At 41.2% G+C, this 25,706-nt stretch carries 26 protein-coding genes; 13 read left to right on the forward strand and 13 right to left on the reverse strand.

The window, feature by feature from the left end; all coding sequences use genetic code 11:
• The first annotated feature begins 850 nt into the window (after positions 1-850).
• From NWP17_RS01375 to NWP17_RS01395, 5 genes are all read left to right on the forward strand, one after another.
• Complete coding sequence (locus NWP17_RS01375; protein WP_280653123.1) at positions 851-1,045, forward strand: hypothetical protein; 195 nt, start codon at positions 851-853, stop codon at positions 1,043-1,045.
• A 275-nt stretch (positions 1,046-1,320) separates the two neighbouring features.
• Positions 1,321-1,920, forward strand: a complete 600-nt coding sequence (locus NWP17_RS01380; protein ID WP_280653124.1) for a helix-turn-helix domain-containing protein — start codon at positions 1,321-1,323, stop codon at positions 1,918-1,920.
• A gap of 21 nt (positions 1,921-1,941) precedes the next feature.
• Positions 1,942-4,989 (forward strand): peptidase domain-containing ABC transporter, encoded by a 3,048-nt coding sequence (locus NWP17_RS01385; RefSeq protein WP_280653125.1) that lies wholly within the window; start codon positions 1,942-1,944, stop codon positions 4,987-4,989.
• A 136-nt stretch (positions 4,990-5,125) separates the two neighbouring features.
• Positions 5,126-6,673, forward strand: coding sequence for a beta-barrel domain-containing protein (locus NWP17_RS01390; RefSeq protein ID WP_280653126.1), 1,548 nt, complete (start codon positions 5,126-5,128; stop codon positions 6,671-6,673).
• Positions 6,674-6,942: 269 nt separating this feature from the next.
• A complete protein-coding gene (locus NWP17_RS01395; RefSeq protein ID WP_280653127.1) occupies positions 6,943-7,725 on the forward strand; it encodes a peptidylprolyl isomerase in 783 nt (260 codons plus the stop codon).
• Positions 7,726-7,949: 224 nt separating this feature from the next.
• Here the strand turns inward: NWP17_RS01395 and NWP17_RS01400 are convergent, their stop codons facing one another.
• From NWP17_RS01400 to NWP17_RS01450, 11 genes are all read right to left on the reverse strand, one after another.
• Complete coding sequence (locus NWP17_RS01400) at positions 7,950-9,035, reverse strand: T3SS effector HopA1 family protein (RefSeq protein ID WP_280653128.1); 1,086 nt, start codon at positions 9,033-9,035, stop codon at positions 7,950-7,952.
• 106 nt (positions 9,036-9,141) lie between these two features.
• Entirely contained in the window at positions 9,142-10,335 is a 1,194-nt protein-coding gene (locus NWP17_RS01405) for a phosphotransferase (RefSeq protein ID WP_280653129.1), read from the reverse strand.
• Between the two features lie 111 nt (positions 10,336-10,446).
• Entirely contained in the window at positions 10,447-10,728 is a 282-nt protein-coding gene (locus tag NWP17_RS01410) for a hypothetical protein (RefSeq protein WP_280653130.1), read from the reverse strand.
• 126 nt (positions 10,729-10,854) lie between these two features.
• On the reverse strand, positions 10,855-11,091 hold the full coding sequence (locus NWP17_RS01415; RefSeq protein WP_280653131.1) for a hypothetical protein: 237 nt from the start codon (positions 11,089-11,091) through the stop codon (positions 10,855-10,857).
• Positions 11,092-11,213: 122 nt separating this feature from the next.
• Positions 11,214-11,453, reverse strand: a complete 240-nt coding sequence (locus NWP17_RS01420; RefSeq protein WP_280653132.1) for a hypothetical protein — start codon at positions 11,451-11,453, stop codon at positions 11,214-11,216.
• A gap of 136 nt (positions 11,454-11,589) precedes the next feature.
• Positions 11,590-11,829, reverse strand: a complete 240-nt coding sequence (locus NWP17_RS01425) for a hypothetical protein (RefSeq protein ID WP_280653133.1) — start codon at positions 11,827-11,829, stop codon at positions 11,590-11,592.
• A gap of 121 nt (positions 11,830-11,950) precedes the next feature.
• Complete coding sequence (locus NWP17_RS01430) at positions 11,951-12,205, reverse strand: hypothetical protein (protein WP_280653134.1); 255 nt, start codon at positions 12,203-12,205, stop codon at positions 11,951-11,953.
• Between the two features lie 146 nt (positions 12,206-12,351).
• Positions 12,352-12,585 (reverse strand): hypothetical protein, encoded by a 234-nt coding sequence (locus NWP17_RS01435; RefSeq protein WP_280653135.1) that lies wholly within the window; start codon positions 12,583-12,585, stop codon positions 12,352-12,354.
• A gap of 342 nt (positions 12,586-12,927) precedes the next feature.
• The gene (locus NWP17_RS01440) at positions 12,928-13,188 is read right to left on the reverse strand and encodes a hypothetical protein (protein ID WP_280653136.1); all 261 of its coding nucleotides are present in this window, start codon (positions 13,186-13,188) and stop codon (positions 12,928-12,930) included.
• Between the two features lie 282 nt (positions 13,189-13,470).
• Entirely contained in the window at positions 13,471-14,976 is a 1,506-nt protein-coding gene (locus tag NWP17_RS01445) for a M16 family metallopeptidase (RefSeq protein ID WP_280653137.1), read from the reverse strand.
• A 40-nt stretch (positions 14,977-15,016) separates the two neighbouring features.
• Entirely contained in the window at positions 15,017-16,639 is a 1,623-nt protein-coding gene (locus NWP17_RS01450; protein ID WP_280653138.1) for a M16 family metallopeptidase, read from the reverse strand.
• Between the two features lie 152 nt (positions 16,640-16,791).
• Between NWP17_RS01450 and NWP17_RS01455 the strand changes: the two genes are divergently transcribed.
• Complete coding sequence (locus NWP17_RS01455) at positions 16,792-17,406, forward strand: TetR/AcrR family transcriptional regulator (protein ID WP_280653139.1); 615 nt, start codon at positions 16,792-16,794, stop codon at positions 17,404-17,406.
• A 4-nt stretch (positions 17,407-17,410) separates the two neighbouring features.
• Here NWP17_RS01455 and NWP17_RS01460 read toward each other — a convergent pair whose 3' ends face one another.
• Positions 17,411-17,860, reverse strand: coding sequence for a DUF4332 domain-containing protein (locus tag NWP17_RS01460; protein ID WP_280653140.1), 450 nt, complete (start codon positions 17,858-17,860; stop codon positions 17,411-17,413).
• A 98-nt stretch (positions 17,861-17,958) separates the two neighbouring features.
• Here NWP17_RS01460 and NWP17_RS01465 point away from each other — a divergent pair, with 98 nt between their 5' ends.
• Positions 17,959-18,417 (forward strand): DUF29 domain-containing protein, encoded by a 459-nt coding sequence (locus NWP17_RS01465; RefSeq protein ID WP_280653141.1) that lies wholly within the window; start codon positions 17,959-17,961, stop codon positions 18,415-18,417.
• Here NWP17_RS01465 and NWP17_RS01470 read toward each other — a convergent pair.
• Positions 18,414-19,220 (reverse strand): PhzF family phenazine biosynthesis protein, encoded by an 807-nt coding sequence (locus NWP17_RS01470; protein WP_280653142.1) that lies wholly within the window; start codon positions 19,218-19,220, stop codon positions 18,414-18,416. The genes NWP17_RS01465 and NWP17_RS01470 overlap by 4 nt on opposite strands.
• 321 nt (positions 19,221-19,541) lie before the next feature.
• Here NWP17_RS01470 and ffh point away from each other — a divergent pair, with 321 nt between their 5' ends.
• The 6 genes from ffh (at position 19,542) to NWP17_RS01500 (ending at position 25,594) form a co-directional block, all read left to right on the forward strand.
• On the forward strand, positions 19,542-21,005 hold the full coding sequence (gene ffh, locus NWP17_RS01475; protein WP_280653143.1) for a signal recognition particle protein: 1,464 nt from the start codon (positions 19,542-19,544) through the stop codon (positions 21,003-21,005).
• A gap of 102 nt (positions 21,006-21,107) precedes the next feature.
• Positions 21,108-21,368 (forward strand): 30S ribosomal protein S16, encoded by a 261-nt coding sequence (gene rpsP / locus NWP17_RS01480; protein ID WP_280653144.1) that lies wholly within the window; start codon positions 21,108-21,110, stop codon positions 21,366-21,368.
• The gene (locus NWP17_RS01485) at positions 21,331-21,762 is read left to right on the forward strand and encodes a KH domain-containing protein (RefSeq protein WP_280653145.1); all 432 of its coding nucleotides are present in this window, start codon (positions 21,331-21,333) and stop codon (positions 21,760-21,762) included. Before rpsP ends, NWP17_RS01485 begins: the two co-directional genes overlap by 38 nt.
• Before the next feature lie 108 nt (positions 21,763-21,870).
• Positions 21,871-22,824: a PhoH family protein gene (locus tag NWP17_RS01490; protein ID WP_280653146.1), complete on the forward strand. Its 954-nt coding sequence runs from the start codon at positions 21,871-21,873 to the stop codon at positions 22,822-22,824.
• A gap of 70 nt (positions 22,825-22,894) precedes the next feature.
• Positions 22,895-23,686 (forward strand): DUF6816 family protein, encoded by a 792-nt coding sequence (locus tag NWP17_RS01495; RefSeq protein ID WP_280653147.1) that lies wholly within the window; start codon positions 22,895-22,897, stop codon positions 23,684-23,686.
• Positions 23,687-23,773: 87 nt separating this feature from the next.
• Positions 23,774-25,594, forward strand: coding sequence for an ABC transporter ATP-binding protein (locus NWP17_RS01500; protein ID WP_280653148.1), 1,821 nt, complete (start codon positions 23,774-23,776; stop codon positions 25,592-25,594).
• Positions 25,595-25,706: the final 112 nt, after the last annotated feature.

Below are 25,706 nucleotides of genomic sequence, written 5' to 3' on the forward strand. Positions count from 1 at the left end.
AATAAACCGGCTTCTTTACAACTTGCTGTTATGTGTGTCTGTTGCAGAAAAAGAAAAAGTGACGTTTTTATCGTGGTTATTGGGTGATAGATTTTCAGCACTGGAAGCTCAAAATAAAGTGGCTTCCAGTTTTTCATTTGTGAGAAATTTTATGTAAAATTCGCTACATTAATAATAGATTTGATTCTTAAAGATATTTCTAACTAATTTGTTATCTAACTCTAGATAGATTTAAAAACATTTCTGATAAATTTATTATTATTTAGTTGAGCAGAAAATTTAGGATTACTGCAATAAAATAAATACATTTAAACTCAAATCAGTAAGGTTTAATGTCTGAAAATAACGGGAGATTAAGAAAAATATTTCAATTTTATCCAGACAAAATTAATTATTAATTTCAATTAAAGATATAATCAATATTGAGTGAAGATTTCATCTTTTTTGTCAAACCCCTTGACTAGATGTACGAAAATTTCTAAAAGGATAACAGTAGGTTAAGACAACAGAGTGAATAACTGTCGCTTTTTCGTTTAACTTTTTTCCAGATTTATTAAAATCTTAGGAAGTAGATTTGTATTCATACCTGACCTTAGCTGCCTCTAAGTTCCATTTTCTGATGGAACAAATTTCAACCACATTTTTGGTAATGGAAACACAACCAATGTAAATTTTTGAGGTGGACTTATAGACCTGTATTCTAGAGTATGGCTTCGCCACACAAGCTATTAGTAACATCCTCAAAATAGGAGTCACTAAAAGACTCCGAATTACTTCCCTTGACTGAACAACTAATATATCAATCATGCCAGGGTGTAAGGGAAGTTTGTCCAGTTATTAGGGTTATCCAGTGAGTAGTTTACTGGTTTTAGGTGTCTTACCAGAAATTGCTGTTTATTTAGATGAGACAACAGCTATGCTTGCTTCATATCTTGTCAGGTTTGCTTACTGCTACTTAGTGACTATATATGGCTACGCCAAACAATCTATTGCTCACACCACAAGAGCGCAGCTTTTAACTGGGAAAAATAGGAAAATTCCGTGATGTGTCCGCAGCTTAAGACACCTCTAATTTGTTCTACAGCTTCCCCTGGTGAAATATTGGGAATAAAAAGCTAAGATAACACGGGTATATATCTTCTAGTCCGTCACAATACTAGAGGAAAAACACCAAGCATGATACCGACATCAATTAAATATTTAATTAGCTGAAAAATGCTAATTAAGCTTGCAGTTATTAAACCTGATTGATAGAGGTTTTTAAAAACTGCAACAGATGAAAATGCCCATATTTTGAGTACATGACAACTGGTAATCAATATGTCACACTCTCTTAGTCAAGGCGAAACTTTTGAAAACTACGACATCCAAGAAGGTAAGTTTTTAACAGCTTTTCAAAGAAAAGCTTTGTTAAAAAGCTTACAAACTGATTTACAACCAGAATATCGGCGACGCATTGAAATTATGTTGTTAGCAGATGTGGGTAAATCTCAAAGCCAAATCTGTGAACAACTAGGATGTTCTCAAGAAATGGCCCGGTACTGGATTGGTTTAGCAGAAGCTGGTTTAGCACACAAATGGAATGAGCGACCAATTGGTAGACCCAAGATTGTTAATGATCAGTATTTACAACGTCTGAGAGAATTAGTAACCCATAGCCCTCGTGATTATGGTTACGCATTTACCTATTGGACAGCCCAATGGTTAAGCAAACATCTAGCTAATGAATTTAACATACAAATTAGCGATCGCCATATTAACCGCCTGCTTAAACAAATGGGACTATCAACCAAGCCTAAAACTTACAGCCCTCCAGCCAGTGATGAAAACAAAGATGCTGGGATTAGGATCTGCGATTTGCAATCTCACTCCGAGCCTAATTTTAATTGGTCATTAAATCTAATTCAGACCAATAAATAATTCTGTCTTGGAGGTCAGGAAATGGCATCAGCGTTTTCCCGTGAATATTTAGTTCAACAACTTGTACAAAATTTAGGTGAGTCCCTCTCAGATCAAGAAATTGAAAGATGCTTAATTGGGGTAGAAATTGTGGAACCACCAGCAGCAAAGCAATTTTGGCAAGCTGCAACTGCACCCAATGGCATATATATTGTCCTGGGAGGTAAAGTCAGAATTTTAGATAGCTCGAATAACTTAATTACTACCCTGACCACCGGAGCATCATTTGGCGAACTGACTTTATTTACAGAACAAAACTTGAGTGATTATGTTGCTAGAGCTTCTGTGAATTTAAAACTTGCCTATTTCCCCCAAGCATCTTTACAAGAAGTGATCCGCAAATATCCAAGCATTCGCCATCGCCTGCAACAACGTGCAGAACTCTGGGATTTGCTGTTGTTATGTTGCCAAAGCGGCCTAGTGCCTGACAATGGATCTACAGAAGGTGTACTCCAAGCATTATCTTTATTTGAGCGCCACAATTTAGAGGGTGACTCACTCCCGGTGGGCATATTCCAAGATACCAAGCTGTGGTTATTGCATCAAGGAGAACTACTGCACACAGACGGACGCACCATAACACCGGGAAACATCTATGTATATCCCCAGCAGGAAAACTGGCAAGCCACTAAACCCACAAAGCTTTACAGTTTGAAAAATACTGACTGGCAAATAGCATTAGAATCCTGGCCGGAATTGGCTGAGTTAGCCAACCTGCAACCAAGGCAAGATGTGACAGAAAACACATCTATAGAAGTTATTACCCCTAGGAGAATCCGACAACTACCACCAGTAGACCCAGAACCGAAACAAAAGCAAAAACGAACTTATTTTCCCAGTCCGAAAGTCAAAGCCAGACATTGGTGGGGACGTTTAACCAAGCGGTATCCTTTCTTTGAACAACAAAGCGCAGCTGACTGTGGGGCGGCTTGCTTGGTGATGATTAGCCGCTACTGGGGTAAACGCTTGAGTGTCAATCGGCTGAGAGATTTAGCTAATATCAATCGCACCGGTGCATCAATGCGGGGTTTAACAACTGCGGCAGAAAGTATTGGTTTTACTACCCGTCCAGTGAAAGCCAGCCTGGATAAATTAGCACAACAAACCCTGCCAGCCATCGCCCACTGGGAAGGCAAACACTACGTTGTTGTCTATGAAATTGGCAAAAAGCACGTGATTGTTGGTGATCCTGCCTTGAGTCAACGCACCCTCAGCCATGAGGAATTTAAGGCTGGTTGGACCGGTTACGCATTGTTATTACAACCCACAGCCCTGCTGAAAGAAACGGAGGAAACCAGTACACAATTTTGGCAGTTGTTTGATTTAGTCAAACCCCATAGCAAAATACTGCTAGAAGTTTTTGTGGCTTCGGTGTTTATTCAGATATTTGGACTGGTTACGCCTTTATTGACTCAGTTGCTATTAGACCGAGTATTGGTACAGCGTAGCACTTTGACATTAAATGCTGTGGGCTTTGGGTTGCTGATTTTTGGCTTGTTTAGTGTTTTGATCAATGGACTGCGGCAATATCTACTGGATCACACAGCTAATCGCATCAGTGTAGCATTATTGGTAGGTTTTATTAAACACACTTTCCGCCTACCTTTAGCTTTTTTTGAGTCCCGCTATGTTGGTGATATTATTTCCCGAGTCCAAGAAAACTATAAAATTCAGCGATTCCTCACCGGAGAAGCGTTGTCAATCACTTTGGATTTGCTGACGGTGTTTATCTATGTGGGATTGATGTTTTGGTATAGCGCACCAATGGCTTTACTGAGTTTAACTATTATCCCACCATTTTCTATCCTAGCACTAGTGGCTACACCTTTTTTTCGTCGCATTAATCGCGAAGCCTTTAATGCCACAGCTAACGAAAATAGTTATCTGATTCAATCCCTCACAGGTATTAGCTCAATTCGCTCAATGGCAATAGAACAAACAGTGCGCTGGCATTGGGAAGAGCTATTAAACAATGTGATTAAAAAGACCTTTGCTGGTCAACTGATTAGTAACAAAATGCAGGTTTTTAGCTCGGGAATTGAAACTTTAGTTAGTACCGGTTTGCTGTGGTATGGCGCTTGGTTAGTGATTCAAAATCAGCTAACAATTGGACAGTTAGTTGCTTTTAATATGTTGCTAGGCAACATTATTCGCCCGTTTCAAAGGTTAGTTGTTTTGTGGAATCAATTCCAGGAAGTAGTTATTTCCAGTGAACGAATTAATGATGTTTTGGAGGCTGAACCAGAAGAAGATTTACATCATCAACCCCGGCAATTTTTACCTCGGTTGGCAGGTCATATTAAGTTTGAAAATGTGACTTTCCGCTATCACCCAGAAAGTGATATTAATGTCCTAGAAAATCTTAGCTTTGAAATCCTCCCTGAGCAGACCGTAGCAGTGGTTGGGCGTAGTGGTTCAGGAAAAACAACCCTCGCCAAGATGATTTTGGGACTATACCTGCCGACAGATGGAAAAGTATTAATTGATGCCCAAGATGTGACTAGTATTTCATTGCGATCGCTGCGTTCTCAAATTGGTGTAGTGGACCAAGATACCTTCTTATTTGGCGGTACTATCCGGGAAAATATCAGTATTGCTCACCCGGAGGCCACCTTAGAAGAAATTATTGAAGCCGCAACCTTAGCAGGAGCAGATGAATTTATCAAGCTACTACCCACCGGCTACGAAACTCAAATTGGTGAAGGGGGGGGAATGTTATCTGGTGGACAACGCCAACGCCTAGCCATCGCCCGTGCTTTACTAGGAAATCCCCGCTTATTACTTTTCGACGAAGCAACTAGCCACCTTGATACCGAATCTGAGCGCATTATCCAAAATAACCTGAAAACCATTCTCAAAGGGCGCACAAGTCTGATTATTGCCCATCGCCTGTCCACAGTGCGTCATGCAGACCTGATTTTAGTATTAGATCGCGGGTTACTTGTCGAAAGCGGAACCCACGATGAATTAATTGCTAGAAGAGGTCATTACTTTTATCTCAATGAGCAACAACTAGCTCAAACAGCCTGAAAACCTGGGAAACTGCCAATTTAACAACGGACTAAGGACAGATCAATTCTAAATTCTAAATTCTCAATTCACATAACTACGAACTAGGAATTAGATTCATGTCCCTAGTCCCGTAAAATTAACTGTTGAATTACTCATGCCAAATCCATATCAACATTTATCATCGGTACTGACAACACCAAAGCCAGACCAAAATCACCAGGTGGACAACTCTAGTGCTGTTGTTGATGAGCAAACACCGCTAGAAACTGAAGCCAATGATTGGTTTTACGGTACAGAAGAACTACTAGATGCCTTACCAAAAGTCTGGACACGTTCAATGCTGTACTTTTTGGTAGTGTTTACCGCTATCATTTTGCCTTGGTCAATGCTCACCAAAATTGATGAAACAGGAAGCGCTAGGGGACGTTTAGAACCCAAAGGAGCAACCCATCAATTGGGAATTCCAGTTCCTGGTACCGTGACAGCCGTCAATGTTCAGGAAGGCGCTATGGTCAAAGCTGGACAGGTTTTGCTGGAGTTAGATTCTGATGTACTAGAAAAAGAATTACAACAAAGACAAACACAACTACAAGGACTAAGCGATCGCCAAGCCCAACTGCAGCTGCTAAAAAACCAATTGATGCTGGCGATTAACATCCAAGACCAACAAAATCAAGCCCAAAAATTAGAAAAAATCTCTCAAGTCAATCAAGCCCAGCAAAACCTGGATGCAAGACAAAGTGGTTATAAATTACAAAAGTTAGAAAGACAAGCCTTAGTTGAACAAGCCCAGCAGAATATTAATTCTGCCCAGACTGCCGAACAATTAGTTAAGAGTCGTTTTAACACAGATATAGCCGAAGTTGCACGCTATCGCCAACTATTTGACCAGGGGGCAATTCCTCAAATTCAACTTGTAGAACTAGAAAAAACAGCAGAAGATAGCCAACGCTTGTATTTACAAGCACAATCTGATCTTACTCAAGCTCAACTGCGTTTAAAAGAAGAAATGAGCCGCTATCAAGCCACCATGAGTCAAATTGTAGCCGATATCGAGCAAGCAAAACTACGTCTACAAGAACAGCAAAGCAGCTATAAAATTGTTGTGCAAGCAGGTAAATTAGCATTACTGAGAAGCCAGGAACAACTCAAAGATATGGAAACCCAAATTAGTGCTTTAAAATCAGAAATAGCTCAAACTAAGAGTCAAATTGAGTCCTTGCAGATTCAGATCAAACAACGAGTAGTGCGATCGCCCATTGATGGCATAATTTTTGAGATGCCCATCCGCAAACCAGGGCCCGTAGTCGAACCAGGACAAATTATTGCCCAAATTGCCCCCCAAGATAGTAAATTAATTCTCAAAGCCCAGATACCCAGCCAACATAGTGGTTTCTTAAAAGTAGGAATGCCGGTAAAAATCAAGTTTGATGCCTATCCCTACCAAGATTATGGAGTCATAGAAGGGCGTGTGACTTGGATTTCACCTAATTCTAGAGTTCAGTCTCACAACCAAGGCAATATAGACACTTATGATTTAGATATCACCCTCAATCAACCTTATGTGCAAGTTGGTAATCAGCGCGTCTCTTTAACCCCCGGTCAAACAGCCACCGCAGAAGTAGTTATTCGTCAGCGTCGAGTAATTGATTTTATCTTAGATCCGTTTAAAAAATTACAAGAAGGTGGTTTAGAAATATAGCATTTCTTAACCACCTGAGATACAAATGTAAATCATCGTCTTGTAGTGCAGGCATCTTCCTTAAAGATATACATCACCTGGGCAAAATTCGCTATAAACCCTTATAAACCCTTACAAAAAAATATTGGGAGTGGTAATTAAAATATTAAAACTATCATCAGATAGAGACAATCAATAATATCTCAAGTAAAGATGATGAATAACATACTGATTGGTTTACACCTCATCAAAACCAGTTAAAAATTAGTTAATAATGGGAGGTTTCAGTAATGTCAGCCAATATTTTAAAAATTTCGCATGAAGACATTATTTACTATCTCAAGATAGCGTGTCAAATACCCGGAATATTAGATGCGATCGCCACTCAGAAAATTATTGCAGAAGCAGCAGAGAAAGCAGGAATTGAAATAGCCATAGAAGAACTGCAAACAGCAGCAGATAATCTGCGTTTCACTAACAGACTATTCAAAGCAGAAGACACCTGGAACTGGTTAGAAAAACATCATCTTTCCCTAGATGATTTAGAAGAAATAGCCAAAATAAACCTCACATCTTCCAAATTAGCTAATCATTTATTTGCCGACAAAATCGAACCCTTTTTTTATGCTCATCAACTTAAATATTTTGGTGCAGTCACCTATGAAGTCATCTTAGATGATGAAGATTTAGCCTTAGAACTCTTTTATGCTCTAAAAGAAGAAGAAATTAGCTTCCAAGAAATCGCCCGTCAATACATCCAAAATCCCGAAACCCGTCGCGCTGGTGGCTATCAAGGAATCCGTCGCCGTACTGATTTTCGTCCAGAGATTGCGGCCGCAGTTTTCGCCGCTAATCCCCCACAAATTCTCAAACCCATGATTACACCTAAAGGAGTGCATATAATCGCAGTTGAGGAAATAATTAAACCAGAATTAGACGACAACTTACGTTTTCAAATTATGGGAGAGTTTTTCAACAATTGGTTACAGCAACAAATAGCAAATGTAAAAATTGTAGCCAATCTTCCAGAAAATACTCACACTGAAACAGCATACTCCCATGAAAATATCTAAAATTGGTATGTAAAATAACTTTCTGCACCGTCCGATCTGAATATCGGGCGGTTTACTTGACCCCATAAAATAACTTATTTACAGTAGCCAATAAACTAAAAATGTATTACTCATCAAAAACCCCAATCAAATAATCATTAATTATCCATAAAAAAAAACCGGTTTCTGCTCATATCAGCTAGAAACCGGGTTAATCTAGTTTTCCTACCAGATAAATGTCCAAACTACAAAGGGGTGAAAATATCTTCAGATTGGGGATTGAGGTAAGGACACTGCAATTCAATTTCTAGCATAGAGAAATGTTGCAAAATAGATGCTAACCTACCTGCTGGAGTATCATTATCTTGTTGCCAAACATCCAGCAAGGCATTAGCAATAATTTGGCAACGATTCATACCAAAACTCTCCCGCTCTGTAAATTTGCTGTTTGGTTCTTCCGCCAGAGCTAATCCAGGCGCTAATAACTTAGTAAACAAAGGTACTGATCCGCCAAAATAAGATTTGTTTTCTGTATATACCCTTGCTAATACTGGGCGAATAGTGTCATAGTTGTGTTTGTCAAAGTAAAGCACTGCTGAGTCACAACGTCCATAATCTGAGGGATTATATAGAGCTTTAAATGTGAAAGGAACCGACAAAGCATTGACTTGAGTAGTCAAACCATCCATCACAGCCACCGCACCCTCTGGCGATAAATTAAAGTAAATCCGCACTATTTCTTGCTCACCGTGAGCAGCCGCATTACCAACAGCCATATAAAACCCATTTTGTACGACATTTTTAGGCAATTTGATGGCCACTACACTACCAATATTCACAGCTTTATCTTTTGGTGCTAAATGAATATCACGCTCAATATGTACAGTTAAACCACCCTTATGCACAGCTAAAGCCCCATCTGTTTCTTCTTTTACCACCAGCCAATCCTTGCTCCAGTAGCCTTCTCCCCGGTTGTTTTCATGTAGGCGATCGTAAAAACCTATATCTACACCCAAAAAGCTATTGTTTTCTAAATCAGGATTCAATGCTACATTTGTTGACTCACTATCTGCCTTTTTCAATGACCCGTTGTAGTAGAAACCATACAGAAAACCACGTAATTGTATAGCTAAATACTTTCTTTGCAGGTCTAAGGGCAATTTTTGAAAGCGGGAAACTCCTTGCTCAGTTAATTCTGGGGTTTTATAGTTTGGATGCTGGATAGAATAGTAAGAAACAATTTCAATCTTATGAATAATGTCTTGTATTGATGTCTGCAACGGCTCTGGAATAGTTGCTAGTTGAGTTTGTACCGAATCTAATAATTGCATAAGAAATCACCTGTGAATAAGAAAGTGTGATGAAAAAATTGCTTGTATAGAAAAGAGCAAGGCAATATCGGCTGGTGTTCCAGCCAACTTTGTCATCTCATAGCCTTTAAAGTGTGGGTGAATATCTTGTGGGGGTAAGGTCAGAAGCATCCATACCAAAAACAGTTGGGATAGATACTTCTGGACGACACAATAAACTCTTAGCAACTTGCAACATACTGACACCTGAGTTACTAAAGGTTTTTTCGTGCTGGAGTGTTGCTTGAATAGATTGAATTAAAGCTAAACCGCAAAATTGCACTACTCGTAGTAAGAAATCGGGACGACGCTCTAAAACTTCGGGAAATTCAGCTAAATAAGCCTTAACTAGTGCAGATAGTGAAGGACGGAGTGACTGTAATGGTGTAGTCGCTAAACGTAAAGACTCTTCAATTTCTATCCCTTTACCAACTACTACGCTGTATAGCCATAATTGCAGATAACTAGCCAGCAATGAGCCTAAATCGTTAGCTGGATCTCCCCAAGAACAGCGCTCCCAGTCAATTAATCTAATTATGCTTTGATCTGAGGAAGACAGATTTAAATTCACATCTTCCCAATTTAAAGCAATGAGAATATTGTTCAGCTTCAGGTCATTATGAGTCAAACATAAGGGCGTGAAAGAATTACCCAAATCAGCGATCGCCTGACCCAAACTATCGTAACGTTGATAAAGAGCAAAAAATTTCAACCCGTCAGATGGAACATTACCGAAAATTTCCGGCGTAATTCTATCAATTCTCTGGTTTACCTTTGGTACATCTTGATTCCCCGATTCTTGGGAACTTTCAAAAAACCCCCGATACTCTGGACTTTGAATACTAACCCGATGAATTAATGCCAGAATAGTTCCCACTGTTGTAGCTACCTGGGTGGGAAAGATATTTTCTTTTGTGTAGAAGTCCGCCAAATCCCGGTAGTTAGTCAGATAATTGAAAATAATGATGGAATTTTCAGCATCAAAATGTACTGCTTCTGAAAGCAAAGGATGTATGTAGCTAAGTTCTGGATTTTTTTGTAAAAACTCATGAATTCGCCATTCCTGCACAAACTCCCCTGCCGTTTTTCCTTCTCGGTTGTGGCGTTCTTGCTTAACTAGAAGTTTTTTGCTTAGTTTTTTGTCTCCTAGTAAGCTGAGTAACAAGTTAAAGTTTTTCGCAGGTTTTAGTTCAATATTGCTCGATGAACGTTCTTCTTCAGTACATAGTCCCTGATTAATTAAGTAGTCAAAAACATTTTGATTGCTTAATAAAAATGGCATGGCGTTATATACTCCTCAGTAATGCAAAAATTTGTTGCTGGTTAATCAAGAAACTGTATAACCACAGAATTCCTAACCAAGCATTGATTGCCCACAACATTTTTTTAGTGATCATGTCAATTCTTGATTCAATGAAGCAGGGACAAACAGATAAAATGAATCATCAAATTCCGCACTAACGAATGACTTTGTTAATGAAACAATGCTATAGATTCCAAATGCTGATAACATCAGATCAGCCAGCTTATAAGTAAAATTCAGCACCTGATAAAAGCCATAGTGGTATGGATAGTCCTCACCGCCATATATAGATCGAGAATAAATATCATTTATCTCCAGCAGAAAACTGTCTGAGTCAGTATAGTGCAGTTCAGGAATGATAATTTTTGCCATTTGCTTTCCACACACATTATTGAGGAGTTAGTCACTAAAAATTTGTCAAATCCCTTCAATAGGTCAAAACCCCTCCTCCCAACTCAACTGGTTGTCTTACTCCTGTCCCTCATTGCTTCCATAAAACTAGTACAGAGCATATGGATAGGTTGCACTGTATGACTTAGCTATATAAGTAGCATGACCAATGCCATATACACCGACAAATGCCCCCGTTAACGCCGTAAATGTAATACCACCCACAACAGCGTATTCATCCCTAAACAGAGAATTTGTATCACTGAGTTCATTAAGAAAGCTTTCACAATCTTGGAACAATTCAGAACCAGCAGCGTGTAATTGAGAAAGTCTGATATTAGCCATGATGTACTCCTAAAAGACTTGTGAAGACTTGTTTCAATGAAAATTAAGAGAGTTGAGTCTGCTTACCAGGCTCCCAGGGATGTTTCATCCCCGAAGAGCCATTTATTATTTACCGCAAATCATTACAGAACTAGACTGAATGACTTAGCTAACAAGGTCACGTGCTCAATACCGTAGGTGTAAACAAAAGCTTCAGCCAGCTTAGTCAGTGTAATAGGATTGCTCACACCTGCGACAGCAGTACCAACAACTTGACCACCAGAGATGGAATCTACATCACTGAGTTCATTAAGAAAACTCTCGGAATCTTGGAACAACTCAGAACCAGCAGCGTGTAATTGAGAAAGTGTGATATTAGCCATGATGTACTCCTAAAAGACTTGTGAAGACTTGCTAGTTTCAGTGAAGATGAAAATTTTTCATCTATCCGCCCGGCTCTCAGGGGCGATTATGTTTCATCCCTGAAGAGCCATTAATCTCAGTAATTACCCAATGTCATTACAGAACTAGACTGAATGACTTGGCTAATAAGGTGACATGCTCAATGCCGTATACATAGACATAGGCTTCAGCCAGCTTAGTTAAGGTAATAGGATTACTGACACCTGCGACAGCAGTACCAATAACTTGACCACCAGAGATGGAATCTACATCACTGAGTTCATTAAGAAAACTCTCGGAATCTTGGAACAATTCAGAACCAGCAGCGTGTAATTGAGAAAGTCTGATATTAGCCATGATGTACTCCTAAAAGACTTGTGAACTTGTTGAGACTTGTTAGTTTCAGTGAAGATCAAGATGGTTTTTGATGGCTTTTTTTTTAAAAAAAAGCCATCAATCTCAGTACATACTGGAGTTATTAAATACCAGGCGCACTGACTGACTTGGCTAACACGGTAACGTGACCAATGCCATAGGTATAGACAAAAGCCTCAGCTAACTTAGTCAGTGTCTGAGGATCACTGACAGCAGCTTGAGCAGCAAGACCACCGCCAAAGCCTATTTGTCCACCAGAGATGGAATCTACATCGCTGAGTTCATTCAGAAAACTTTCCGCATCTTGGAATAGTTCAGAACCAGTAGCGTGTAGTTCAGACAGTGTAATATTTGCCATGATGTACTCCTAAAAGACTTGTTCTCATGAAACTGAAGATTGCCTAGATTAGCTAGACCTCAGAGATTATTGGTGATTACAAAAGTACGTGACTTTTTACCTTTAATCCCTGGCAAACCATCAAGCTCAGTAGTGACTGAGAAGGATTAAATTCCACTTAGACTGAATGATTTTGCCAACACGGTAACGTGACCAATGCCATATGTGTAAACATAGGCTTCAGCCAATTTAGTTAGTGTTATGGGGTTGCTAACACCAGTCGCGGTGGCTTGTCCACCGGAGATGGTCTCTACATCGCTGAATTCATTAAGAAAACTTTCGGAATCTTGGAACAATTCAGAACCAATAGCGTGTAGTTCAGACAGTGTAATATTAGCCATGATTTACTCCTAACAGTCTTTTCGCAATTAAGCAGTTGCACAATCAACCTGTGTTTGCTTAACTGATACTGTCATTTTTATTTATGAAAAATCAGAAAGTCAAGGCTAAAACCCTGCTTAAAAAGACATATATTCCATAGTTTTGTCTTACTAAAAACAATGATTTAAACACAGAATAAGGAATAATGAATAGGGAACAGTGATTGCCAGGACATCATATGATTACATAAAAAAAATCGCGCTGTAAGTTGATTAAACTCAAAAAGCACGATAATTATTAAAACAGCGATCGCCCGGACATGATATGATTACATAAACAATCGCGCTGTAGGTTGATTAAACTTACAAAAGGTTTAATTCTTGATTAACTAGGTTTCTAGCACCAGAAATCGCTGCATCCATTCGGCCTCTTAAGTTAAAAATCAGGTTATTTAGATTTTGATCTAAAGCATTGCTTAGAGATTGTTGGTTAACTTCGCTGATTCCTGATGTGAATGTTGTTCCTTCACTTCCCTTGACTTTTTGCATTTCCTCATCTGTTATTTCATTCATAATTTGTTGCGCATTATTGGGGTACAAGTTGTAAATTTTTGTCTTGGCCATGTAATTTACTCCCTAAATAGTTATACTGAAATTACCTAAGATTAATCTATTTATTATATTTTGCATTGGCATTCAAAAAAATCAATAAATTTTGTAATTTTTTTGGACAAAACTCAAGTATTTATGTCGGAAAAACAGATGTTTTTAATCTGTTTTTTATAAACATCTGTAGTGCGGGCATCCTGCCTGCTACGCTTCGATAAATTAAAGGCGTAACAGCTTAATAACTTCTTGATAGAGACGCGATATCTCACGTCTCTAGGTAAGTTTTAATTTTAAGTTTTAATTTTGGGCTTGTAATGGCGAAGTGGGTATTTTGACATCTATGGGCGTAATTGATGCGGCTAACTTTGTCAATGGCGGTTTAATGGCGCTCTGATTCCCCACTACTAGAATCACCAGTTGCTCCGGCTTGAGGTATTCTCGTGCTACCCGTTGTACATCGGCTTCTGTTGTACCTTCTACGCCTTTTTGATAGCGAAATAAGAAATCAGCAGGATAACCGTAATATTCGTATCGCATCAATCGTGATAAAGTTTGAGCAGGGTCTTGAAAGTTGAATATAAAAGAATTTAGGGTAGATTCCTTGGCAAAAGCTAATTCTTTTGCTGTGATGGGTTGAGTTTGGATGCGTTTAATTTCCGCTTGTAAGGCTTGGATAAACTGGACAGTGGCATCAGAGCGGGTTTGCCCACCTGCAATAAACATTCCTGGATGGTCAAAGCGGGCGCTCCAGTAACCATATACAGAGTATGCTAAACCCTGGCGCGATCGCACCTCATTTAACAACCTTCCACCAAAACCGTTTAATACTCCGTTCAATACATCCAAAGCTGCATAATCAGGACTGTCGAACCTACCGCCCAGATGCCCCATCAACACACTACTCTGAGTTAGTTGTGGTTGATCCACAAAAAACACACCACCTGTATTAGCTGGCCTAACTTCTAATAACTGGGGCTGGGTAATTTGGGGTTGCGCCGGCCAATCGCCAAATTTACCTTGAATGAGCGATCGCATTTTTTGCGGTTGAAAATCCCCCACAATCCCCAAAATCATCTTATTAGGATGAAAATATTGCCGGTAAAACTCCACCAAATCTTTCCGCTCAATATTATTTACCGTGGCATACTCCATTGTTCTGGCATAGGGGCTATCCTGCCCATAAATTAACTTTTGCAATTCCCGACTGGCAATATCATCTGGATCATCATTACGTCTGGCAATACTGCCCTTAGCCTGAGTTTTCACTAAATCTAACTGTTTTTCGTCAAATACAGGCTCTCTCAGCACCTCAGCAAACACATCAAACACCGTTTCTAAATCTTCACTGAGGGCATCAAAACTAGCAACACCGGAACTTCCACCAATAATGGTTTCCACCGCAGCAGCCCGTTGTTCTAACATCTGATTGATCTGATCAGGAGAATGCTTTTTAGTTCCCCCCGTCCGCATCACCGCACCAGTAAAACCAGCCAAGCCAATTTTATCACTTGGTTCCCAGCGATCGCCAGTCCGCACCAAAGCCAGACCACTTACCAACGGCAGATCATGATTTTCCATCAAATACACCACCAAACCGTTTTCCATGACAAATCGCTCATATTCAGGTAACCTAATTTCAGGTAACGGTGCCAGTTCCAACTCAGTATAATGCTTCGCCGCTGCTGTTGCTGCCCAAGAAAAGTTAAAACTAATCAATAAACAAGCAACAGCCAGAATCAAACCATAAAATAGCCCCTGACTTTTACCCAATCTCAATTGAACATTAAAAATTTTTAATGGCATCGGCCTTTTACTCTCCGTATTACTATGGTGTATGCGGTTCTTATTTTGACAACAACTTGCCTATTGTGCGATTTTCTGGTGTAAAAGTTGCCTTAGCCACCCTTTGAACATCAGCAGGTGTCACCGCAGCAATTTGATCTAACTGCTTAAACAGATTTCGCCAAGAACCAGTTTTTACTTCCGCTTCCAACAACTGCTGTGCCATACCCATATTAGAATTCAGACTACGTAACAAACCAGCACGGGCTTGGGTTTTTACTCGTTGCAACTCAGCCTCAGTCACAGGTTCAGTTTTCAACTTTTCAATTTCTTTTCCCAAAGCCATGGCCACCTCATCCACCGTATGACCCGGAGCAGTAAGGGCATAAAACAACATTAAGTTTGGGTACTTATTCCCAGGGAAACCACTAAAACCCTGAGCGGTTAACGCCAATCCCTGCTCCTCTACTAAATATTTATACAAACGCGATGTCCGCCCATCACTTAATAAACTGCCAATAATCCCATAAACCACATCATCGGTATGCGTAACTGATGGGCGGTGATAGCCTTCTAAATACCAAGGTTGAGAAGGTAGTTCTAAAGTAAATTCTCGCGTTTGTGTTTGGGGCGGTTCAACGGGAATATTTACCTTTGCTTTTGGTCTGGCTGGATAGCGTCCAAAATAAACCTTTGCTAGTTTTTTTACCTCAGACCCATTCACATCTCCCACAATGGCAATGGTTAAATTACTCGGTACATAATGACTATCAAAAAAGTTTTGCACATTTTTGGGGGTGAGATTACGTATATCTTCTTCATAACCAATTGTTGGTCGTTTGTAAGGATGGACTGTAAAGGCAGTATCAATCAACTTCTCCACCATCATACCAATGGGCGAATTGTCTACCCGCATCCGACGCTCTTCTAAAATTACATCTTTTTCTTTGTAAAATTCACGCTGAATTACAGGTTCTAAAAATCGTTCTGACTCCAGTGACATCCACAGTTTCAATTTATTGGCAGGAAAGCTATAAAAATATTTAGTAGCTTCCGCCGATGTAGTAGCATTTAAACCCACACCACCTGCTTGTTTGACAATTTGCCCCAATTCATTTTGTTTAATCAGTTGACTCGCCTGAGACTCTATTTGCTTAAATTCTTTTTGCAATTCAGCCACATCATCTTGTTTGCTATTCGCTTTAGCGGTTCTAATTTGGGCATCTAATTGTTCTAAGCGGTCTAATAAAAGTTTTTCCGCTTCGTAGTCTTTTGTACCAATGCGCCTTGTTCCTTTAAATGCTAAATGCTCTAAAAAGTGTGCTACACCCGTTTGTCCAACCGGCTCATCCACCCCACCTACATCTGCGTAAGTAACAAAAGAAACTACCGGGGCTTGATGCTGTTCCAAAACAATGAATTTTAAGCCATTGTCCAGGCGAAACTCAGTTAATTTCTCAATTACCCCATCTAAATAAGGTTGAATGGAATTTTGCTCTACTCTGGTTTGACGAAATTGACGGATTCTTTCTACAGGATTTGCAGTTTGAGTTACAGCAAGAGCCACGTTTGGCACTAACCCCCACCATAAAACTACAACTACCATCAAAATGGTCGAGAGCCGACCCAGTGTGATAGTGACTTGATTTAACCAATGCAAAATTAAACGACTGGGGTGATTCATAAAGGAAAACAAAACTAAACTGCCATTACTTCAGAAATATGCCAGCTAACAGACTTAGGCGTTAATGTTGTGTTAAGCTTTCTATGCTTTTTGTCTTAGACGCTAAACAATAATGATACAACTAGGGTTACTAAGATTACAAAACAATTGCTATGCGAGTTTTTAATTCATCACACCCTTCAGAAACACAAACACGTACCCGGATTTTACAGGCAGCACAGAAGTTATTTGCCTCCAAGGGATTTGATGGCACCACTACCCGCGACCTAGCCCAAGCAGCAGGTGTTGCTGAAGGCACTTTATTCCGTCATTTTGCCAATAAAAAATCAATTTTAGTGGAAGTAGCCACCAATGGCTGGGTGGATATCTTAACAGATTTGCTCACAGAATTGAGCGAAATGGGCAGTTATAAGGCTGTTGCCCAGGTAATGCGTCGCCGGATGTGGAATTTACATAAAAATGTAGATTTGATGCGAGTTTGTTTTATGGAGGTGCAGTTTCATCCAGACTTGCGCGATCGCATTCAAGTAGAAGTAATTAGCAAAATGACCGATGTGGCAGAAGCTTTCTTTCAAACAGCCATGGATAAAGGCATTTATCGCCAAACTGATGCCAAATTAGTGGCTAAGGTTTTTTTAGGAATGTTTGCCGTCGCAGGTTTTTCTAACAACACAATCATTGCTCCAGATGCTTCCCCCCAAGAAATGCAGCAAATGGCAGAAGGATTAGCTGACATCTTTCTTAATGGTGTGTTAGTTAAGGATTAAAATATCAACACTCACAACTAAGCAATATTTTTGCTTGTTCAGTCCATTGTTGGACTACATCCATGGCTGGACATAAATCTCGTCGCTGCATTGTTGACACCTGTAGGCGCATAATTTGTTGATGCAATCGCTGGGTGTGAGTTTGAGCCAATTGATCTACAGAACCAATACCAGAATGCAGCAATAAACCGCAATATTGCCATCCGATACCAGGAATACGCGCCAAATCCGCTAAAGCAACCCACTTATTCACATATTGAATATTTACCTCTAATTTATTTGCTAAAGCTACCCTGGCTTCTCCAGTTTTTCCCTGTTCGATTAGTTCTTTTGTGGTGGTAATGCCACAATTTTGCAGTCGCCCTTGATCTTCCTGAGTTAATCCTGGTAGCTGTTCAACTGGCCAGTGACAAGATTTAATGGGGTGTTTAGCATGGGGATATTTACTAAGCATTGGGAAAAGTGAAGTATGAGGATTTAGAAATATTGTGACTTAGGTTATGATTATATTGGCAAAATTTTGTTTGTTTGCTAGGAGTTAACTTTTAACTTTTGACCTCAACACCGAAAACATCCAGCCAATTGTATGAAACAGACTTTGTAGCATGGACAGAACATACTGTCCAGTTAATTCGCGCTGGTCAATTTGCACAGGTAGACTGGGACGCAGTAATTGAGGAAATCGAAAGCTTGGGCAGGTCAGAAAAACGAGAGTTGAAAAGCCGCTTGGAGGTATTATTACAACACTTGCTCAAGTGGCAATACCAGTATCAGCGACAAAGTGGGTCCTGGCGAAATACCATTGATGAGCAACGTCACCGAATCACAGATTTACTACAAGACAGCCCCAGGATAAAATATTATCCAGAAGTGGTTTTAGCAGAGTGCTATAGTCGAGGACGGAAAGCGGCTATTAATGAAACTGAACTATCACCGCATCAGTTTCCCCTGGAATGTCCTTACACCATAGCCCAAATTCTCGATCCTGAGTTTTTGCCCACAGCATCTTAAATTAATTCCCCCCGCATCACCGTTACTGCTTGTCCCGACAGAAACACGCGATCGCCCCCAGAATAGCGCAGCTTAACCACCCCACCGCGACGGGACGCTTGAAAAGCTAACAACTCATCCTTACCCAAGCGATCGCGCCAGAAAGGAGCGAGACAACAATGGGCCGCCCCAGTCACTGGGTCTTCATCTATACCCAATCCCGGAGCAAAAAAACGAGAAACAAAATCATAATCAGAATCGCCATTAGTTTGGCTAGTGACAATCACATTCGCCGTGGGTAACCTTCGTAACTGCTGAAAATCAGGGCGCATTTGTCGCACCAACTCCTCAGACTCCACTTCCACCAAATACCCCAAAGAATTTTTTAGTACAGATTGACAAGGTACACCCAGAGCTACACTTAATTCCGGAAGAGTAACAGTCACTTGAGATAAAATCACCGGAAAATCTAAGCAAATCCACTCCCCCAAGCGTTCAGCAATCAAAACACCGCTTTTAGTATAGAAACGGGCAACTTCATTAGGTAACAAATATCCCTCCGACCATAGCACATGAGCGCTCGCCAAAGTTGCGTGACCACAAAGAGGCACTTCCACCGTGGGTGTAAACCAACGTAGACTAAAACCATCATACTCTCGAATCAAAAAAGCCGTCTCAGATAAATTCATTTCCTGGGCTACATTCCGCATCCAGTTATCATCTTGAGACTCAGACAAAACACACACCGCAGCAGGATTACCCGCAAAACATATATTAGTAAAAGCATCAACTTGAGTAATAACCGTACCTTTGCCCTTAATCATTAATTTTGAGGTAATTAAACTATCCTAAATATAGGGCATTTAATCACAGCAGCCACGATAGCCGGCAAGACTTGTACTGAACCCTAGACACCTAAGCCGTGGCTATGCCGTTAGGCTGTTGCTAGAGTGTTACCCAGACAAATCATAGGACGGTTTACCACCTCCATTAATAACGGTATCTAGTTGCTCAACTCTGGATAAAAACTACTAAGCTGTAAATAGTACCGAAAAACTTTACCCAAAATTCACCAATCCCTCCAGCAACCCTTAACCTGGACGGTTCACACTGAAAAAGAGTAGCGAATTACCTGTAACTACATTATGTTTGATGCCTTATCTCAACGTTTAGAAACCGCATGGAAGAAACTGCGGGGACAAGACAAAATATCGAAATCCAATATTCAAGACGCTTTACGGGAAGTGCGCCGCGCCTTATTGGAAGCAGATGTCAATCTTCAAGTGGTCAAAGACTTTATTAGCGAAGTCGAAACCAAAGCACAAGGGGCTGATGTCCTCACCGGAGTGCGACCAGACCAACAATTTATCAAAATTGTCCACGATGAATTAGTACAAGTCATGGGAACAGAAAACGTTCCCTTAGCAGAAGTTGAAGAAAAACCAACAATTGTCCTAATGGCCGGGCTGCAAGGTACTGGTAAAACCACAGCCACCGCCAAATTAGCCTTACACCTGCGGAAATTAGAACGCAGCTGCTTATTAGTAGCCACAGACGTATATCGCCCAGCAGCTATTGATCAGCTGATAACTTTAGGTAAACAAATTAACGTCCCAGTTTTTGACCTGGGTAGCCATGCTGACCCCGTAGAAATAGCCCGTCAGGGTGTAGAACGTGCCAGGGACGAGGGTATTAATACAGTTATTATTGATACAGCAGGTCGTCTGCAAATTGACGAAGACATGATGGGCGAACTAGCCCGCATCAAAGCCACAGTACAACCACATGAAACCTTGCTGGTGGTGGATGCCATGACTGGTCAAGAGGCCGCCAATCTTACCCGGACATTCCACGAAAAAATCGGAATTACCGGAGCAATCCTCACTAAACTAGATGGTGATAGCCGTGGTGGTGCAGCCCTGTCAGTGCGCCAAATTTCCGGTGCGCCCATTAAATTTGTAGGGGTCGGGGAAAAAGTCGAAGCCCTACAACCTTTTTATCCTGACCGCATGGCATCCCGAATTTTAGGCATGGGTGATGTTCTAACCCTCGTGGAAAAAGCCCAGGAGGAATTTGACCTGGCAGATGCCGAAAAAATGCAGGATAAAATCCTGTCAGCCAAATTTGATTTTAACGACTTCCTCAAACAGTTACGGTTACTCAAAAATATGGGTTCATTGGGGGGTATCATGAAATTGATTCCCGGAATGAACAAAATTTCAGATGACCAACTCAAGCAGGGAGAAACCCAGCTGAAGCGCTGCGAGTCTATGATTAATTCTATGACCCGCCAAGAACGCCAAGACCCCGATTTACTCGCCAGTTCTCCCAGTCGCCGACGGCGAATTGCTAAAGGATCTGGTTACAGAGAACCCGATGTGAGTAAACTAGTAGCTGATTTCCAAAAAATGCGAAATCTCATGCAGCAAATGGGTCAAGGGCAAATGCCCGGAGGAATGCCAGGAATGTTTGGCGGTGGCATGGATAACGCTTTTGCAGGTGGTGGTAATCGTCCAGCTGCCCCCGGATGGCGGGGTTATAATAGCGGCGTTACCCCCAAAAAGAAAAAAAACAAAGACAAAAAAAAGAAAGGCTTCGGCAGTCTTTAGCGGAAATCAACAGTTAGTTCACTGATTTTATAGCCAGGAATGCTAGGCAAGTGCTAAAATTAGCATTTCAGTATCAACCAACAGGAGAAATAGTCCTCAACCATGATTAAATTGCGCTTGAAGCGATACGGCAAAAAGCGGGAACCAAGTTACCGCATCATTGCCATTAACAGCCTAGCTCGTCGCGATGGCCGTCCTCTAGAAGAACTCGGATTCTACAACCCCAGAACTGATGAAGTGCGATTAGATGTTCCCGGTATCGTCAAGCGACTACAACAAGGCGCTCAACCCACTGATACCGTCCGTCGCATTTTAGTAAAAAACAATGTTTTTGAACAGGTCAGTGCTTCAACCCCATCTTAATGCTCGAATCAGATCATCAAAACCAAGCCCCAACTATGTTGGGCTGGTTAAGTTTTTGATCCAGCCGTTTTTAGAATCTCCAGAGAGTTTAAGTGTTGATTGTGAATTTTCCCACACCCTTAAACGGGCTTGGATTCGTATCGCCTTTGACGATAGAGACAAAGGCAAGGTCTTTGGCCGAGGGGGACGCAACATTCAGTCTATCAGAACGGTAATTGCGACAGCAGCCGAACTTGCTGGACAAAAAGTATACTTAGATATGTATGGTAGCAATACCTTGGGACGGGAGGAAAACTCCTCGGAAGACCATCAGCAAAGGCGATCGCCAGAACCCAGAATGGCAGACAGAAGTGTAAATATACCCAAACCTGTTGTCAAGCCCCGAACTCGCTAGTTAACCCCAAGAAAATCTGAGCGGCTGTGGTTACTCCCGCTCAGATATTCCCGTCAAATACCAAAACTGCACTTAACAAATTCCACACAAATTTCACAATAAATACCTATGGCAGATGCCTTGATAATTCACCTGCCTAATATTCCCAGCGCCATCGCCCTCTCCGGTGATAGAGAAGAAAATCTCAAATTATTATCCCGGCAAACAGGCGCTAGTTTGGTGTTGCGCGGGCAAGAACTACACATTGGCGGTACACCAGCACAAATGAATCTGGCCGCTCAATTAGTGCGATCGCTGGAACCAATCTGGAGTAAAGGTAACACCATCTCCAGTGCCGACATCATAACAGCCCGTCAAGCCCTGGACACCCATCGACAAGATGAACTTCAGGAATTACAGCGAGACGTTTTAGCTAAAACTCGTCGCGGTGAAGAAATCCGCGCTAAAACCTTTCGACAAAAACAATACATAAACAACATACGTAGGCATGACCTGACGTTCTGCATCGGCCCAGCCGGTACAGGTAAAACTTATCTCGCAGTTGTAGTGGCTGTGCAAGCACTCCTGAACAACCAAGTAGAAAAACTGATCCTAACCCGTCCTGCTGTAGAAGCCGGGGAAAAATTAGGCTTTCTCCCCGGAGACCTACAACAGAAAATTAACCCCTACCTGCGCCCCCTTTACGACGCGATTTATGAATTTATCGATCAAGAAAAAGTCCCCAGTTTAATGGAACGTGGCGTGATTGAAGTAGCCCCACTAGCCTATATGCGAGGACGCACCCTTAATCATGCCTTTGTGATTGTAGATGAAGCCCAAAACACCACACCCGCCCAGATGAAAATGGTATTAACTCGTTTAGGTTTCCGTTCTCGCATGGTGATTACAGGTGACACAACACAAACTGACCTACCCGTGAACCAAAAATCAGGACTAGCACTAGCCCTACAAATTCTCAATAACGTTGAAGGTATCAGCTTTTGCGAATTTACCCAGCAAGATGTTGTCCGCAATCCCTTAGTTCAGCGCATAGTCGCCGCTTACGAAAAGTATGAAAATTGACACTTGCCAGCCTAAAGGCCATCGGCTTCTGTAATCTACGTCCTAACTTAATGTCTCCTAGGGGTGTGAAATGAAGGCAATTTGGAGTTTTAGTTTACTTATTTTCTACCTACTCGGATGGAGTAGTACAGCAATAGCAGGAGAATTATCTCAAAGGTTAGCAAATTTCCCCCACTGGGAACAACTCACCTCAGTGCAACCCCCCCAAGGGGACTTAGTGTATCCTGATTGGATGGCAGGCTCATGGCAAGTTACCTCTACATTAGTAGATTTAGCAGCCCCCCTAGCCCCGGATATCGTCAGCCCCGGATTTGAATCTAACCGCCAACAACTCCATCAGCCCGTCAGCTTTTTAGTGCGTTTTATTCCACAAACTACCACTACCAGGTTAAGATTCTTACCCACTATCACCAATAAAGCCACAAAATTAGTAGCAGATCGAGCATTTAACAGCTTAAACTTAGCCAAAGCTTATTTAGGTGACCAAACTGTATTATCAGTCAAAGTAGACCCACACACACCCAACCGCCAAATTACACAACTGCAGGGCGATCGCCAATTAGTTTCCATCATCACAGCAAGAACCACAGAAACCCCATCACCAGAAGAATTTATCACCTCAGAACTATTTCAACAACTATTTAAAGCTGGTTCCTCTCCCTATTTCAACACAGTGGAATCCACCACTGCATACCATAAACTTCTCTCCTCTCATCCCGCAATAGTAGCAGATCAAGTAACTGCCGTTTATCTTTCACCCCAAGATCCCGATTACTTCACCGCAGCCTCTCGCCCAGTCGCCCTTTATCGCTATCGCCTGGAATTTTCACGCCCTGTACTATCCACTACTCCCGAGGATTGATTTAGCAGCTTACCACTTGAACACCTTGTAACATAACAGTAGTATAGGTATTTATAGCCAATTTCGCCTCCTTGGATGGTGTGCATCATGGCAAAATTTCAGGATATTGTCAAATACTTTGATGCTTACTGGAAATTGAGTATTTTCAGTATTGCCACATCCAGCATCTACGAAATCATTGACTTAGTTGTACCTTATGCCATTGGTCAAATTATAAATATACTATCCCATCAGCCCATAGACGCACCACTACAAACCGCCATCACCAACATAGCACAACTAATCAATTACCCAGTTAATCAAACCCTATCATTGACCGTACTATTAACTTTAATTTTCCTAGTTACAGTAGTCAAAGCCCCCACACAACCTTGGCTAACAAATTGGTTCCACTGGGACATCCCCTTAAGAGCGCGTCGAGAGCAAACAGCAGCAACCATCGCCAAAATTCTCACACTGCCACTAGAATTTTACGACCAACATAACCCCGGACGCATTGCCAGTAGAGTAACCAAAGGGCTGGTCAACCACACTTGGACATATCCCGAAATAGCCGGACAGTTGATTCCTAAACTGTTTCGTGTCTTGGGCATCTTTGTATTTATTTTATTGATTTCCTGGCAAATTGCCCTTTTATATCTCATTTCCTTTATATTTATCCTCATCTTTAGTGTCAAGAGCTTACAACGGATAATTTGGCACGAAAGTCGCCTGGATAAATACATGGAAAGTACCGAAAGCCACACATCAGAATTAATCACCAACATCAAAACAGTCAAAGCATTTGCCACAGAATATCAAGAACTCAAGCGCCAAAAGCAACGTTTAGAACGTGAATTCACAGTAACCGACTATCGCATCCATAAAGGATATGTCAAACTGCTCACCTGGCAAAAAACCATAATTCAGATTTGCGTCTTTACCATCTTAGGTTTAACCCTAGCAGCAACAGTAGGGGGAAGAATTACTCTTGGTCACTTCATCATGACATTAACACTCTCTAGCATGGCCTATGCCGAATTAGAACCCATTAGCTTAGTCGCCGAAATTTTCGCCCGGCGCTATTCTTCCATGCTACGGTTTCACGAATTTTTACAAGAACCCATTGCATCTGACACAGATGGTCTTTTAGACGAGAAACAGCAAACCCAATCACCTTATAAATTCACAGGCAAAATAGAATTATCACACATTAGTTTTGCCTACGATCACATAAGCCAGGTATTACAAGACATCAACCTATTAATACAACCATATGAAACAGTCGCCTTAGTTGGGCGCTCCGGTTCAGGTAAATCCACCTTAGTTAAACTGCTGCTGCGGTATTTTGAACCACAACAAGGTCAAATTTTTATTGATGGTCAAGATATTCGCACCTTAGATGTCGGTAAATATAGGCGCAGATTAGCCATTGTTCACCAAGAAGTAGACATTTTCAACGGCACTGTATTACATAACCTCACCTATGGCAAACCCAATGCCACCCTAGAACAAGTCAAACAAGCCTGTACAATTGCCAGAGTAGATGAAGTGATCGAACACCTACCCCAGGGTTATTACACCCTTGTCGGAGAACGAGGAGTCAGATTATCTGGAGGACAAAGACAGCGCTTAGGTATAGCCAGAGCCTTGTTAGTAAAACCAGATGTACTCATTTTTGACGAAGCCACCTCCAGCTTAGACTACGAATCAGAACGCTCCATTCAATTGGCCATGCGCTCCATTCAGGGAACCTGCACCACAATCATCATCGCCCACCGTCTCAGTACCATCAGGGAAGCCGATAAAATAGTAGTCCTAGACCAAGGTAGAATTGCCGAACTAGGCAGTCATGACCAACTATTGCGTCATCAAGGCATTTACCACCGCTTACATTCCCTACAAGAAACCGGAGAACTCCTCAATTAGTAATCTCTAGGCTGAATCAATATTTTTTAGCAAAGTTTTTTAGCAAAGTTTTTTAGCAAAACACTTGCGCTTTTGAAAATGTGGTGCTATATTAGGTAAATGTGAGACAAAT

Origin of the sequence: Chrysosporum bergii ANA360D, assembly GCF_029891735.1 — a bacterium.
Taxonomy (GTDB): domain Bacteria; phylum Cyanobacteriota; class Cyanobacteriia; order Cyanobacteriales; family Nostocaceae; genus Umezakia; species Umezakia bergii.